General features: G+C 65.1%; 14 protein-coding genes and 1 tRNA gene. 5 read left to right on the forward strand and 10 right to left on the reverse strand.

Features of this window, described 5'->3' with window-relative positions; all coding sequences use genetic code 11:
* The first annotated feature begins 269 nt into the window (after positions 1-269).
* Positions 270-1,463 carry a glutathionylspermidine synthase family protein gene (locus EAE28_RS13085; RefSeq protein ID WP_127106948.1) on the forward strand — a complete coding sequence of 398 codons (1,194 nt, stop codon included), beginning with the start codon at positions 270-272 and terminating at the stop codon, positions 1,461-1,463.
* Positions 1,464-1,557: 94 nt separating this feature from the next.
* The gene (locus EAE28_RS13090; RefSeq protein ID WP_164736628.1) at positions 1,558-2,175 is read left to right on the forward strand and encodes a DUF1190 domain-containing protein; all 618 of its coding nucleotides are present in this window, start codon (positions 1,558-1,560) and stop codon (positions 2,173-2,175) included.
* 83 nt (positions 2,176-2,258) lie between these two features.
* On the opposite strand, the gene EAE28_RS13095 is transcribed toward EAE28_RS13090, so the two are convergent.
* From EAE28_RS13095 to EAE28_RS13130, 8 genes are all read right to left on the reverse strand, one after another.
* On the reverse strand, positions 2,259-2,939 hold the full coding sequence (locus tag EAE28_RS13095; protein WP_127106952.1) for an ATP-binding cassette domain-containing protein: 681 nt from the start codon (positions 2,937-2,939) through the stop codon (positions 2,259-2,261).
* A complete protein-coding gene (locus EAE28_RS13100; protein WP_127106954.1) occupies positions 2,936-4,684 on the reverse strand; it encodes a branched-chain amino acid ABC transporter ATP-binding protein/permease in 1,749 nt (582 codons plus the stop codon). Before EAE28_RS13100 ends, EAE28_RS13095 begins: the two co-directional genes overlap by 4 nt.
* Positions 4,662-5,513 carry a branched-chain amino acid ABC transporter permease gene (locus EAE28_RS13105; RefSeq protein WP_127106956.1) on the reverse strand — a complete coding sequence of 284 codons (852 nt, stop codon included), beginning with the start codon at positions 5,511-5,513 and terminating at the stop codon, positions 4,662-4,664. The genes EAE28_RS13100 and EAE28_RS13105 overlap by 23 nt, the downstream gene beginning before the upstream one ends.
* 1 nt (position 5,514) lies before the next feature.
* Positions 5,515-6,651: a substrate-binding domain-containing protein gene (locus tag EAE28_RS13110; RefSeq protein ID WP_127106958.1), complete on the reverse strand. Its 1,137-nt coding sequence runs from the start codon at positions 6,649-6,651 to the stop codon at positions 5,515-5,517.
* Between the two features lie 30 nt (positions 6,652-6,681).
* Entirely contained in the window at positions 6,682-8,046 is a 1,365-nt protein-coding gene (gene iaaH / locus EAE28_RS13115; RefSeq protein WP_127106960.1) for an indoleacetamide hydrolase, read from the reverse strand.
* Between the two features lie 78 nt (positions 8,047-8,124).
* A complete protein-coding gene (locus tag EAE28_RS13120; protein ID WP_127106962.1) occupies positions 8,125-8,871 on the reverse strand; it encodes a helix-turn-helix transcriptional regulator in 747 nt (248 codons plus the stop codon).
* Positions 8,872-9,124: 253 nt separating this feature from the next.
* Positions 9,125-10,351: a metallochaperone AztD gene (locus EAE28_RS13125; protein WP_220443933.1), complete on the reverse strand. Its 1,227-nt coding sequence runs from the start codon at positions 10,349-10,351 to the stop codon at positions 9,125-9,127.
* A 252-nt stretch (positions 10,352-10,603) separates the two neighbouring features.
* Positions 10,604-10,687, reverse strand: a tRNA-Tyr gene (locus EAE28_RS13130).
* A 237-nt stretch (positions 10,688-10,924) separates the two neighbouring features.
* On the opposite strand from EAE28_RS13130, the gene rlmB reads away from it, so the two are divergent.
* Both rlmB and EAE28_RS13140 read left to right on the forward strand, forming a co-directional pair.
* Positions 10,925-11,704, forward strand: a complete 780-nt coding sequence (rlmB, locus tag EAE28_RS13135) for a 23S rRNA (guanosine(2251)-2'-O)-methyltransferase RlmB (protein WP_127106966.1) — start codon at positions 10,925-10,927, stop codon at positions 11,702-11,704.
* A gap of 212 nt (positions 11,705-11,916) precedes the next feature.
* Positions 11,917-12,432 (forward strand): CoA-binding protein, encoded by a 516-nt coding sequence (locus EAE28_RS13140; RefSeq protein WP_127106968.1) that lies wholly within the window; start codon positions 11,917-11,919, stop codon positions 12,430-12,432.
* Here EAE28_RS13140 and EAE28_RS13145 read toward each other — a convergent pair.
* Complete coding sequence (locus tag EAE28_RS13145; RefSeq protein ID WP_127106970.1) at positions 12,421-12,858, reverse strand: MarR family winged helix-turn-helix transcriptional regulator; 438 nt, start codon at positions 12,856-12,858, stop codon at positions 12,421-12,423. The genes EAE28_RS13140 and EAE28_RS13145 overlap by 12 nt on opposite strands.
* Before the next feature lie 107 nt (positions 12,859-12,965).
* On the opposite strand from EAE28_RS13145, the gene EAE28_RS13150 reads away from it, so the two are divergent.
* Entirely contained in the window at positions 12,966-13,394 is a 429-nt protein-coding gene (locus EAE28_RS13150; RefSeq protein ID WP_127106972.1) for an organic hydroperoxide resistance protein, read from the forward strand.
* A gap of 3 nt (positions 13,395-13,397) precedes the next feature.
* On the opposite strand, the gene EAE28_RS13155 is transcribed toward EAE28_RS13150, so the two are convergent.
* A complete protein-coding gene (locus EAE28_RS13155) occupies positions 13,398-14,186 on the reverse strand; it encodes an alpha/beta hydrolase (protein WP_127106974.1) in 789 nt (262 codons plus the stop codon).
* Between the last annotated feature and the right edge of the window lie 35 nt (positions 14,187-14,221).

Raw genomic sequence — 14,221 nt, forward strand, 5'->3', positions numbered from 1 at the left:
AACAGGCATTGGCCCAACGCCCAGATGCTGACGCCGGTGGCGGGCAAGGCTTCGACAGGCTGCAGGGGCGCGCGCCGATGGACCCCTTGCTCAGCCTCGGCAACAGCCGTCGTCCATGTCAAATTCGTCGTGTTCTGGCTTTGACCGTGAACGAGCCGGGGCGGATGCGATTGACGACGGCCTCGACAACCCCCATTCATCCCGGGCCCCATTCATCCCGGGCTCGGCCCGACAGATCAGAGGCACCGCTTACAGATGAGGATTTTCTGATGGACCGTATCGAACTCGGTGCCCGCCCGGACTGGAAAGAGAAAGCCCGCGACGCTGGCTTCACCTTTGCCGAGATGCACGGCGAGCCCTATTGGTCGGAGGAGTCGGTCTATGCCTTCACCTTGGAGCAGGTCGAGCGCGACATCGAGGACCCTTCCACCGAATTGCACGCGATGTGCCGCGAGGCTGTCGAGCGTATTGTCGGCTCGCAAGAGCTGATGGAGCGTTTGGCGATCCCGCTCGAACACCGCGATCTCGTCGCGATGTCATGGGCGACGGGTGACCCGGAACTCTATGGCCGGTTCGATCTGATCTATGACGGCACCGGGCCGGCAAAGATGATCGAATACAACGCTGATACGCCCACCTCGCTGTATGAGAGCGCTGCCTTTCAGTGGCAGTGGCTGGAAGACCAGATCGCCGCCGGCGTGCTGCCCGATGACAGCGACCAGTTCAACGGCATTCACGAGGCGCTGGTCGCGCGCTTTGCCGAGATCTTCGACGAAGGCGAGCATGTGCATTTCACCTCATTCGCGAACGCGCCCGAGGATTATGCCACGACCGAAAGCATGGCATGGGCCGCGCGCGAGGCAGGACTTGGCGCGCATTATGTCCCCATCGACAAGATCGGCCTCACCGATCAGGGCCAGTTCTGTGATGCGGACGCCCAAGTGATCGGGGCGCTGTTCAAGCTCTACCCCTGGGAAGACATGTTGCGCGACGATTTCGCCACTCACATTGCGGGCGCACACTGTCGCTTTCTGGAACCGGCGTGGAAGGCCGTCGTTTCCAACAAGGGGATCCTGGCGGTGCTGTGGGAAATGTTTGAGGGGCATCCGAACCTGTTGCCCGCCTTCTTTGCCGAGGACATCGAGCGCGGTGGCCCGCGTGTCGATCGCGCGGCGGACCTGCTGAGCCTTGGCACCGTCCGCAAGCCGATCTTCTCGCGCGAAGGCTCCAGCATCACGATTGCGCGGGGGGCCGATACGATTGCCGCCGCCGAGGATAATCGCTACGGTGCGCATCCTATGGTTGTTCAGGCTTATCAAGAGATCACTGACTTTGGGGGCTACCATCCGGTGGTCGGTTCGTGGATCGTCGGCGAAAAATGCGTCGGAATGGGGCTGCGCGAAGACCGCGCGCGCATTACCCAGGATCTGAGCCGCTTCAAGCCTCACTTCATTCGCGCCTGAGATCCGGGCAACCTCGCTTGCCCCGACAGTAATGCCCGCGAAACCAGACGGCGCGATATGGAAAATCAGGCGTTCCGCCCCATATCAGTCACTCATGACAAGGACCCTTACGTTGAAACCAGTACTGCCCCGCACCAAGCGGTCCTCCGCAATTCGCCTCACCCTTCTGGGTGCCGCTGCATTCGGTATGGTTGGCTGCACGCCTGAGACCGTCGAAACGCATGTGTTTCCGACGCTTGAGGAATGCACGGCCTCTGCGACCGGAGACAGCGGGTATTCATCGCGCGAATGCAGTGAAGCCTTTGCCTTGGCCGAGGTCGCCCATGCCGAAACCGCGCCACGCTACAACGAACGCGCCCTTTGTGAAGAGCAGCACGGCGGAGAATGCGTTGCCGATCCCAGTGCCGCCGCGTCGGGAGGGGGCAGCATCTTCATGCCGCTAATGATGGGGTACATGATGGGCAGCATGATGAACAACGGCAGGGCGACGATGGGCGCACAACCGCTCTATCGCAACTCGACCGGCGGATTTTCCACGGCGTCCGGGGCGACCAATCTCAACGGCAACCGCGGTGCTGTCAGTCTTGCCCCGTCAAACTTCCGGGCCGCGCCCACGACGACAGGAGCCGCCCCCATGACGCGTGCCTCGGTCCGCGCAACCGGTGGCTTTGGCGCAGGACGTACGGGTGGAGGCGCCAGCTTCGGGGGGTGATCCCGCCGAAGCTGCTGCGTTTGAACACCTCGCCGCTACCGGGCGTGTTTCCCGACATCACCCCGCGACGGCCCCGCTTTCGCTCAGATTTCAAGCGCGGACAGCACGGCCTCGCGGTTGATCTGGTGTTTTTCCAGCGCGAAGGTCAGGCCGCCGACGTCCATCGCCAGCACGCGATCCGCAACGGCAAGGATCATCGAGATGTTCTGCTCTAGCAGCAGAACCGCCGTCCCGGCCTGACGTTTCGCGTCAATCAGCGCCTGCATCCGCGCGATATTCTCGGGTTGCACGCCCTCGGACGGCTCGTCGAGCACCAGCGCTGTGCCCGGCATCAGCATTGCCCGGGCGAAACCAAGGATCTTGCGCTCGCCGCCTGACATGGATCCAGCGGTCTGGGTCATCCGTTCGGCCAGCCGGGGGAAATGGCGGGTGATCGCGGCGATCTGCGCCGGGGTCGCGCCGCTCAACAGCAGGTTTTCATGCACGCTGAGCGTGTCAAAGACCATGCCGGTCTGCGGCATCGACACGACGCCGGCGCGCGCGCGACCCCAAGCGGCAAGCGGTCGGATGGGACGGTCGCCCAACCGGATCACACCCCCCGCCAAGGGCAGTTCGCCGGTGATCAGCCGGGCGAGTGTCGTCTTGCCCGTGCCGTTACGGCCGACGATGGCGACAACTTCGCCTGCGGCCACGCTCAGCGACAGCTCGCGGTGGATCAAGGTGTCGCCATAGCCGCCGCTGATCTTGTCCAGTTGCACCGTCATTTGTGTCCCCCGGCATAAACGGCCGTGACCTGTGGATCGGCGCGGATGACCGCAAGTGTTCCCTGCGCCAGAACCCGGCCCTGATGCAGAACCGCCACCTCACTCGCCAGCGCCTCGACCAGAGCCATGTCGTGTTCGATGATCAACACGGCAGCACCGCTGCGTTGCTGATAGGCACGGATCAGGCGAACCATGATCTGCGTCTCGGCCGGGGACATGCCTGCCGCCGGTTCGTCCAGCAGGACCAGACGGGGATCGGGTGCGAGGGTCAGCGCAAGCTCCAGCAGTTGCCGATGGCCCTGTGGCAGGTGTTCGGCGCTCTTGAGCCACGCGGCAGCCAGCGGCACGTCGGGGTCGTCCAGCAACGCAGCAAGCGTGTCGCCCTGCCAGCGCAGCGGTGCGGGGCGCAGCGCGTCGCGCCAGTTCAGGCGACCGGCGAGCATCGCCAGTTGCAGGTTCTGCGCCACGGTTAGCCCGGCGAATACCGTCGGCACCTGCATTTTGCGCGCGATGCCTTGCGCCAGCATCTGATGCGGCGCCCGACCGGTCAGGCGTCGACCGCCCAGCGACACAACGCCCTTCTGGGTTGGCATCCGCCCGGTGATGGCGTTCAGCATGGTTGTCTTGCCCGCGCCATTCGGCCCGATCACGCACAGCACGCCCTGTGGAGCGGCGCGCAGCGACAGACCGTCGAGGATCGTCACGGTGCCAGCCGACAGGCCGACATCGCTCAGCTCAAGCGCGCCGGTTGCGGTGCTGGCGCGCGAGGCAGGCGCGGCCAGGGGCGGCAGAGCTTTCGGGCGTGGGCCAAGGCCAAGACGGTGCAGCGCGCGGTTGACCAGGTCCATTGCGCCACCGGGCAGGAACAGGATGACCAGCAGAAACACAGCCGCAACCGCAACCTCCCACCACGCCACGGTGTCGCGCAGCGTGGCCGAGGCCCAGCCGATGACCACTGCGCCCAGCAGTGGCCCGAGCGGCGACATCCGGCCCCCGACCGCTGCCCAGATAACCAGTTCGGCTGACAGCGCAAAGCCGATCGCCTGCGGTGTGACGATACCCTGATGGCTGGCATAGAGCGCTCCGGCAAGCGAGGTGACAAACGCCGACACCGCAAAGGCCCAGCCTTTGACGCGGTGCAGGGCGAAACCCAGCAGCTCCAGCCGTCCCTCTTGCGCCACCAATCCGCGCAGGATCAGCCCGGCGGGCAGACGGTCGATCAGCAGAAAGCCGCAGCTGACCAGCATGACCAGCGCAACGATGACGTAATAGAAGGCCCCGAACGGGTCCAGACCGGCCAGCGGGGCATAGCCCGACAGCCCGTTGAAGCCGCCGGTGAGCGCTGGTGTGGTCTCGGCGATCTGCCCGGCGATCAGCACCAGTGCCAGCGTCACCAGCGAGAACCCCGGACCCGACCCGATACGCCCGCGAAACAGCAGCACCGCAAGGCCGAAGGCCAGCGCGCCACAGGCGAGGGCGGTGATCAGCATGGCGAGCAGGTTGACCAGCAGGGCGCCGTCGGTCACCCGCAACACCGCCGCCGCGCTATAGGCCCCCAGCCCGAAGAACAGCGCATTGCCCAGAGGCAGGAAGCCGCCGCGTCCCCAGGCAAAGCCAACGCCTTGCGCGGCAATGCCATAGATCAGGAACAGCCCGATCTGCCAGGCGAAGAAGGCTCCGCCCAGCACCGGAACCAGCAGCAAAGCTGCCAGAAGCGCCAGATTAACGCCGACGATAGAGCCCATCGGGGTATCTCCACAAAAAGAGGATGGCCAGGCTCAGGACGCCCAGATATCCGGCGGTCTGGGTGAAGGCCGCGCTCAGCCCGGATTGCAGCCCGCCGATGACCGAGGCCCCCAGCGCCAGACCTTCAAGCGAGCCAAGCCCGCCGACGATCAGTGCAAAGAACGACCGGATCAGCGCATCCAGCCCCATGCCCGGAGAGATACTGAGCGTCGGGGCAAGCAACATGCCCGCCAGCCCTGCCATCAGGCAGCCGCTCACGAAAGCCATAGCCGAGAGCCGCGCGGTGTTGATGCCCACGGCCTGCGCCAGCGCCGGGTTGTCGACCATCGCCTTCAGCCGCAGGCCGGTTGCGCTGCGGCGATACCACAGCCACAGGCCCAGCCCGCCCGCCAGAACCAGCGCGATGACGGCCAGCCGGTAGGAGGGGTAGCCTATCGCGCCGATCTGCGTGACGCCGTCCAGCGGCGAGGCGACATTGCGGAACTGACGGCCAAAGACCAGCTCGGCGCCTTTGCGCATCAGGATCGACAGCGCCCAGGTCGCCAGCAGACTGTCAAACATCCGCGCATAGAGATGCCGCACCACCAGTCGCTCGACCAGCCAGGCGGTCAGACCAACCATCATCAGACAGATCGGCACAGCAGCAAGGGCCGGCAGGCCCAGTTGCGCTGCCAGAACCGGCGCATACGCACCCAGCATCACGAACTCGCCATGCGCCATGTTCATGATGCGCAGCAGCCCGAAGACCAGCGCAAGCCCCAGCGCCATAAGCGCCAGGGCCGCGATCTGCCAGGTCGCGTTCAGGGTGAACAGGACCAGCGTGTCCATATCAGTCGCAGGTCACGCCAGAGGGCACGGCGTCAAAGCTGGTGACCACCTCGAATGCGCCCGACGAGCCATCAGCCAGATAGATCGTCTGCGCGACGTGGTTGCCGTCCAGCGTGGCCATGCCGCGCGGCGAGCTGAAGCTTGCGCCATCGGCCACCGCCGCAACGGCGTCGCTGTCGAGCGAGCCCGCCGCATTGCCCAGCGCCGCCATCAGCATCAGCCCGTCATAGACCGATTGCCCCATGCCGTTGGGTTGCGCGGCGTCTGCGCCGAACTGCGCGGTCAGCCGGTCGGTGTAGGCGCGCGCAGTGTCGCTGTCGATCGAGGCAAAGAAGCCCATCGACGCGAACAGCCGGTTGGCGTTCGCCGCGCCGATCCCGGCCAGCGTGTTCTCTTCGATCAGCGTCCCCAGCCGCAATGCCTGTGCATCAAGGCCAAAGGCGGCATAGGCGACGTTGAACCCGACCGAGTCGCCCCCGACCAGCGTGACCAGCACGGCATCCGCGCCCGAGGCCCGGATCCGGCCCAGAGACGCGTCAAAGTCCGATGAGCCCAGCGGCACGTATTCCTCACCGACGACCGAGCCACCGCTGGCGGCGATGATCTCCTGCGCGGCGGCGTTGGTGTCGCGCGGCCAGTTGTAGTCATTGCCGATCAGATACCAGTTCGTCGCGCCTTCATGCTCGGCCAGCCACGGGATGACCGGTGCCAGCTGCTGCGCCGGGGTCTCGCCGGTGACATAAGTGCCGGGCGCACATTCGCCGCCCTCGTAGACGGCGGTGTAGACATAGGGGACCTGCCCGCGCAATTGCCCGACGATAGCGGCGCGCACGGCGCTGTCGTGCATGCCGACAAAGCCCTGCACGCCTTCGGCGCGCCACAGCCGCTGAACCGACTGCACCGCCTGCGCCGGCGGAAGGCCGACGTCGGCGAAGATCAGCTCGACCGGCTCGCCGTTGATGCCGCCCGCTGTGTTGATGTCTTCGGCTGCCAGTTGTGCCGCCTGCCGGGCCGAGGGTCCGAACAAGCCCGCCGGTCCGCTGTCGGGCACCAGAACGCCCAGCCGCACATCTGCCATCGCTGCCCCGGCGACGCCAAGGCTGAGGCCCAAAGCCGTCGTGATCAAAAGCCGTTTCATGTCAGTCTCCCTGTTTTGTTGATTTTTCAGTTATTCTTGCAGCAACCGTTCCAATGCAGCGGCCACGCTCAAGAGCCGCCGGTCGCCATTGGCCACGCCGTCAAGCGCCAGCCCGACCGGCAAGCCGTCGCCCGGCAGCGGCAGGCTGATGCCGGGAATGCCCATGACCGAGCCGTGATCGGTGTTGCGGATGTAGGTGGCAAAGGTCGGTTCTTCCGCTCCATTGAGGGTGACGGTCTCGTCCCCGCCAATCGGTCGCGCGCGCAGCGGCGTCGTTGGAAAGAGCGCTCCGTGCAGGTCCTGTTGCGCGAACCAGGCCGCCCATTTGCGCTGCATCGCCGGACGGTGGATTTCCATCGCGGCGCGGTACGCGGCCTCGGGCATGGCACCGTCGCCAAGCTGGCTTTCAAGGATGCCGCGCACATCGGGTGACGCAACACCGGCCATCAACGCGTCGAATGAGATACCGCGCGCGGCGCAATAGACGGGCAGGTCGCGCATCGTCTCGAACAGGACGATTGGGAAGGACGCCGAGGCGTCATCTTCCCACAGATCCTCGGGGTCGCTTTCGATCAGCGTCACTCCGGCTGCGGCCAGCCGCCCCAGCGCGACCTCGCAGCGCTTGGCGACGGCGGGTTCAAGCCCTTCCCACAGCACGCGGCGGGGAACACCCAGACGGATTGCGTTTGACGGGACGCGCGTCAGTTCGGGGGAATTCTGCGTCATCACGGCATCAAGCAGCGCCACATCCGCGACGCTGCGCCCCATCGGGCCGATGGTGTCGCGGGTCGGCGACAAGGGAACAACGCCGCCCTTGGGATAGCGGCCAGCGGTCGGGCGGAAACCGACGATGCCGCATAGGGCAGCGGGCACGCGCGCGGAACCGCCGGTATCCGTACCCAGGCCTGCCGGTACAATCCCGGCGGCAATCGCCGCCGCCGTGCCGCCCGACGAGCCGCCTGCGATCATCGCGGGGTCCAAGGGGTTCTTGACCGGACCAAAGGCCGCATTGTTCGAGGTGATGCCGAAAGCCAGTTCGTGCAGGTTGGATTTTCCGGCGACCAGCGCCCCTTCGGCACGCAGCCGCTCCAGCGGCGGGGCATCGGCAGCGGCAGGGCCGGTCAGCGCGGGTGTGCCGCCGGTCGTTGGCAGATCGGCGGTGTCGATGTTGTCCTTGATCGCCAGCGCCAGCCCTTCCAGTGTCCCGGCTTTGCCTTGGGCGCGGCGGGCATCGCTGGCCGCAGCTGCAGCGCGCAGGGCCTCGGCGTCGAGGGTGATAAAGGCATTCAGATCCGCGTGCCGCGCGGCACTGTCGAGGACAGCCTCGACATGGTCGCGTGCGGTCAGCGTCCCGCCTTCAAGGGCGGCAAGCGTTTCGGTCATCGAAAGGGGCATCGCATTCTCCGGTCTTTTGACCGAAGACTGCGCGCCAGCACCCGATGCCGCTATCGTCAGTAATGATGAATTTCCCGGTTACATCTGGGTCAGGATATAGCCCAGCTGCCCGCGCCGCTGTGCGCCGGTTTTGCGAAACACCGCGCCGACATGCGTGCGCAGCGTCGACTTGGAAATGCACAGGGCGGCGCAGATGTCCTCATCTGACAGGCCGGTCACCACCATGTCGGCAATCTCCGCCTCGCGCTGGGTCAGGTTCCAGATGTCGAGCTTTTGCGAGAACCGCGCCGCCCCGCTGCCGTTGGCCAAGCGGTTGGCCCGAACCAGTGCATTAACCAGGCTCGGGCCGATGGCATCGACCAGAACGGCGTCGCGCGGGGTGAAGTCTTCCTTGCCCTGCGCGCGCCAGACCCGCAGATCGCCTATGTTCTTGCCACGGTCCCAGGCAAAAAAGTTCATGCCGTAATAGAGGCCGTCGCGGAACAGGAAGTCATTGAAGAACTCTGTTTTACGCAGACGGTTATGCGACATGATCGCACTGACCGGGGTCGCCACGCGGCGGCGCTGCAATGTCGGGGTGATCGGATCATTGAACTGATAATAGGCTTCGTAATGCGACAGGTTTTCGGGCGTCATGTTGATATTGACACCCGCCACGAACTGATCGCGGCCATCGTCCCAGACATAGGACGCGAAATAGTCGGCATCCAGAAGCTCGACGAGCCATCGGCCGACCCGCATGCGAACCTCTTCGTGCGAAAACTCGCCCGATAGTTCGCGCATGATGGCAAATACGAGATCCGATTCCTTGTGCGTCAGATTCATGTCACCCGCCTTTCGGCCATCCCTGCCGACCGATCTTCGCCCTGAAGCATAGGAGAAGAAGGGCCAATCACACAACGACTTGTGGAAAGCGGCAAATGACGCGGCTTGGGACGTGAGGCTTTGACCCTCTGATGCGGGGCGATCATCCTGCCCGGGCGAGATCTGGATGTCGGGAACCTTAGCGCCGATCTGCCCGGTCTTTGGCGCATCCGGCCCGCAAAGGACCGGATGCTGTTCTTGCGCTATGCCCGGATCAGTGCGTCGCGCCGGACCCGCCCACGGCCACGATGGTATAGGGCGTGCCGTCTACGGGGATCGTGCGTTCCTGTGCAAAGCTGTCGACGCCGACCAGCCGGACCAGACCCGCGCGCGGATCAGTCACTGCGATGTGGTCGCCTGCCACGGCCAGACGCGGGCGCGGGTCACGCCAGTGGCCATCCATCGAGTAGGGTTCTGTCAGGCGCAGACTCTGCGTGATCTCGCCAGCGATGACGTCCAGCAGGTGAAGCTGGCCGTCCTCGGTCAGCACATAGGCGTTGCGCGGGTTGGTCGGGTCGAGGGCGAAGTCCACCCGGCGGGTTGGCAGGTCGATCCGGCGGAAAGGCGCGTCGGTGCCCGGTTCGATCAGCACGACCGCTGCCGGGCCGAAGTTGCCGAGGAAGAACTGCAGAACCGTGCCGCCTTGAAGGGTCGAGACATTGCCCTCGCCAAGATCGGCAGTTGAAACGTGTTCCAGCACTGGCGGCTCGGCGCCGGTCGAAGGGGTCGCGATGACCACGCCATCGCGGCAGCCGAACGCAAAGACCCGTGCCGATTGCGCCTGCCCGTGGACACCCGGGCAGGGCACCACCGCGCCCACCGGTGCGCCCTGACGGTCGATCACCCTGAGGCCGACGCGCGGCTCGTCCGGCGATTCGTGCGGGACCGATACAACGATATAGTCGCCCATCGGCGCAGCAAGGCCGTGATGCGCGGCGCCGGGTGCAAGAACCACCGGGTCAAACGCGCCGTCCAGCACGGCGCTTTCCGGGAACAACGACACGCTTCCGGTGCCATCGTCGAAAAGCGCAATCGTCCCCGAGCCTTCGATCACATGCGCAGGGCGGGTGCCGGTGATCGCCGTGTCCAGCAGACGCGCGTCGGTCACGTGCAAGTCGCGGTGGTCGCCGTGATCCTCGACGTCGATGCCGGTGTCGATGACGGCAACCGCGCCAGCGTCTCCTTGTACGGCGAAGATCGTGCGCCCGCTGGTGCTGCGGGTCAGTGCGGGGGTCATGTCGATCCGGAAGGTGCCTGCATCGGCGCCGTCTTCCAGGTCAATGGCGCGAACCACGCCTTCGGCATGATCGCCGATAAAGAGCCGGTAGTGCGTATCCGCAGAATCAGCGTTGTGATCCTGGGCGGCCGAGCCACCAGCAGCGAGCGCAGTCGCGGCGGCAGAGGCCATCAGCAGGGTAGCAAGGTATCTGGAACGGTTCATCCGCATCTCCTCAATCTAAGGTGAGTCGATAGGTATGATATAACATAACATAATGCAAACAGGTCGTCAGTTCCGCTGGGCACGCATCGAACGCCGCTGCATGTGCCGATCATCACCCCGACGGCCTGATTCAGGTTTTCAGGTCGCGCGAATGGGACTGGTGTAGCGCTATGAGGGATAAGGTTTGTCGCAACATGCGGGCTCTACGCCGCCATATCTGCTGACTGTCACCATAACCTGTTGAAAGTGTTATGGTGGGCGACCCTGGAATCGAACCAGGCGTGGGTCTCCCCGGCGGAGTTACAGTCCGCTGCCGCACCTTGCAGCACGTCGCCCGACGCTGCGCGGGGAATACCGAAGGGGGCAGGGGGCGTCAAGGGTCGAAAGCGCGGGAAAAACGGGGTTTGCGTGCGGTTTCACTGTGGCGGTGCTTTTGAGGGCGGATGAGTAATTGGCACAAGGTGAGGAGGCGGGAACGGTGCCGTGCGTGGCGGGATCGGGCCGCGATTGTGACGACTGACTTGCGCGCGCGGGCTGCCCGGCGCAATAAGGCGTTTTTCCGGGGGCAAAGCGATGAAAAAACCGGCCTGGGTAATTGACAAGGAACGCGCCAAACGCGCCTCGGCGGCGGAAACCGTCTGGCTGTTCGGCCTGCACGCCGTGCGCGATGCGCTGGTCAATCCGCAGCGCGAGCGGTTGCGGCTGCTGGTCACCAAGAACGCCGCCGACAAGCTCGCCGACGCGATTGCGACCTCGGGTATGGAGCCCGAGATCGAGGACCCGCGCAAATTCTCTGCCCCCCTTGCCCCCGATTCGGTTCATCAGGGCGCGGCGCTTGAGGTCAAGGCGCTGGACTGGGGCAGTTTTGAGGATGTCTGCGCCTCGGGTGCGGGCGCGCCGGTGGTGGTGTTGCTCGACCGGGTGACCGACCCGCATAACGTCGGCGCGATCCTGCGCTCGGCCGAGGTGTTCGGCGCGCGCGCCGTGGTGGCTCCGCGCCACCATTCCGCGCCCGAGACCGGGGCGCTGGCCAAGACCGCCTCGGGTGCGCTTGAACGCCAGCCGTATCTCCGGGTGACCAATCTGGCCGATGCCATGCTGTCGCTCAAGAAGATGGGCTTCACCCTGCTGGGCCTGGATGGCGAAGCCGAGCAGACGCTGGCCGAAGGCCTTGCGGCTGTGGGCGACCGGCCCGTGGCGCTGGTGCTGGGGGCCGAAGGGCCGGGGCTGCGCGAGAAGACCCGTGAGACCTGCGATGCGCTGGTGCGGGTGCCTTATGCGGGTGGCTTCGGCTCGCTCAACGTGTCGAACGCGGCGGCGGTTTCTTTGTACGCGGCGACGGTGGGGCGTTAAGGCTTAAGGGCGGGTTAATCACGAAATCGCGACCGGTCTTTTATTTTCGCGAAGAGCGCTCATATTGTCACATGAAGCGTTGAGCAGGAACTCTCGCGTTTCCTCCACTGTCCCTCGTTCCCAACTCGCGCCCGGTTTTTACCGGGCGCTTTTTATTTCTCCTTGTTCTCAAGGCGATGCCGGGTGAGGGTGTCGCCAGACCGGAGCCTCATATGACCGATACTCTTCCCCCGAAGGACGGCGCGGTGCCGTCCTTTCCTGATGCCCCCGATGATGCGGCGCTGCGCAAGATCTTGCAGCGCATCAAGACCGTTGCTGTGGTCGGCGTATCGCCCAACCCGGTGCGCCCCAGCTATTTCGTCGCGCGCTATCTCAAGCTGAAGGGCAAGGCGGTGGTTCCGGTTAACCCGGGCCATGCGGGCGAGCAGCTGTTTGGCGCAACCGTGGTCGCCGATGTGACCGATCTGCCGCAAGCCGTGGATACGCTGGATGTCTTTCGCCGCTCGGAACATGTCGCGCCCATCGTGCGGGCGGCGCTGGATCATCTGCCGGGGTTGAAAACCGTCTGGTTGCAGATCGGCGTCACCAGTGACGAGGCGCGGGCGATGTGTGCCGAGCGCGGGGTGGATTTCATCCAGAACCGCTGCCCCAAGATCGAGTATCAGCGCCTGTTCGGCGAGTTGCGCATGGGCGGTTTCAACACCGGCGTGATCAGCTCAAAGCTCTGAGCGCGGGTTCAGCCGGTCGCGCAGGGCGGTGATCTGGTCGCGCAGTTGCTTGGCCTCAGTCAAGGACAGGCCGGTTGCCTCGAAAAAGCAGCGCTGCACATCAAGTGCCTGCGGTTGCAGCGCCTGTCCCTTTTCGGTCAGCGAGATGCGCACCTGACGCTCATCCACCGCGTCGCGGCGTCGCGCGATCAGGCCGGCGGTTTCCATGCGTTTCAACAGCGGGGTGAGCGTGTTCGTCTCCAGCCCCAATGCCGCCCCCAGTGCGCCCACGGTCTGCGGGCCGTCCTGCGTCCAGAGCGCCGACAGTACCAGATACTGCGGATAGGTCAGACCAAGCGGGTCGAGCAACGGCTTATACGCCGCCTGCATGGCCTGCTGGGCGGAGTAGAGCGAGAAACAGAGCATGTCGGCAGGGGCGAGGGTCATCGTGTCAGGATATATCGTGCACGATAAAGGCGCAAGCGATTGACATGCGCATCTCACGGCGCTATTTCTATCGTGCACGACATAATCATAAGCGACAGGAGCTTTCCATGAGCGTCGACGTTAAATACCGCACTTCTGCCACCGCCAATGGCGGCGGTCGCACCGGAATCACCAGCCTTGATTCGGGCTCGCTGACCGTGACGATGGCCACCCCGACCGAAATGGGCGGCAACGGCAAAGGCCATAACCCTGAAGAACTGTTTGCGATGGGCTATGCCGGGTGCTTCCTCAGCGCCCTGCGCGCCGCAGCCCGCATGCAGAAACTGGGCACTGTGCCCGACGACGCGACCGTTTCGGCGCAGGTCGGCATCGGCGCGCGCAGCGAAGGCGGCTTCGGTCTGGAAGTCGCGTTGAAAGTCTCGCTGCCGGGCGTTGAAGACGAACTGGCGCAAAAAATGATCGAGGCCGCGCATGCCGTGTGCCCGTATTCGAACGCCACGCGCGGTAATATCGACGTCACGCTCGAGCGCGTCTGACGCCTAGTCGAGCAGGGTCTGCACCAGCAAACTCTCGGGATCGGCCAGATCGTCGATCACGTTGAAATGGTGCAGGCCCGGCGCGGCGTGCCAGGGGCAGTCCCATTCCTCGGACAGCAGGCGCGCCTGCCACAGGAAGGCGGGGCGCTCCTGCGCGCCGACCCAGACGGTGCAGTCGACCTGCGGCCGTTTGGCCAGCAGGGCGGGGCTTTCCGCCGCCGCCTCAGTTGCATCCAGATGCAGCGTGTCGTTCATGCCGGTCTGCATCAGCGGGCGCAGATCCGCCAACGGCGAGATCGGCACCACGCGCACCAGCCGGTCAGCCCAGACCGGCGCACGATCCGCGCAGGCCATGCGCGCCGACAGGTGCCCGCCGGCGGAATGGCCGGTGATGACGATCGGGCCGTCGATCATCTCGGCGGCCATGGTGATCGCCGCTTCTACCTCATCCGTCATCGACGCGATCCGCTCTTGGGGTGCCAGCGTATAGCCCGGTATGGCCACTGCCCAGTCCCGCGCCAGCGCACCCTCGGCCAGATGGGACCAGCTTGCCGGATCGAACGCCATCCAGTATCCCCCATGGATGAAGACCATGAGCCCGACGGGTGTCGTCTCAGGCAGGAACAGATCGAAGGTTTGACGCTGGTCGGTGCCGTAGCGCAGGCCGGTCCGGGCCCGGTCGCCCAGTCTGAGGCGCAACGCGGCTGCCTCGTCAGCCCACCGTGGCGGATAGGTGGCGGCATCGGCGATGAAGTCGCCGTTCGCGTAGTCGCGGCTCAGGTCTTTGGTCATACCGGGGTCATTACTTGTGTTGTTAAGTATTATGT

It is taken from the genome of Pararhodobacter zhoushanensis (genome assembly GCF_003990445.1).
Taxonomy (GTDB): domain Bacteria; phylum Pseudomonadota; class Alphaproteobacteria; order Rhodobacterales; family Rhodobacteraceae; genus Pararhodobacter; species Pararhodobacter zhoushanensis.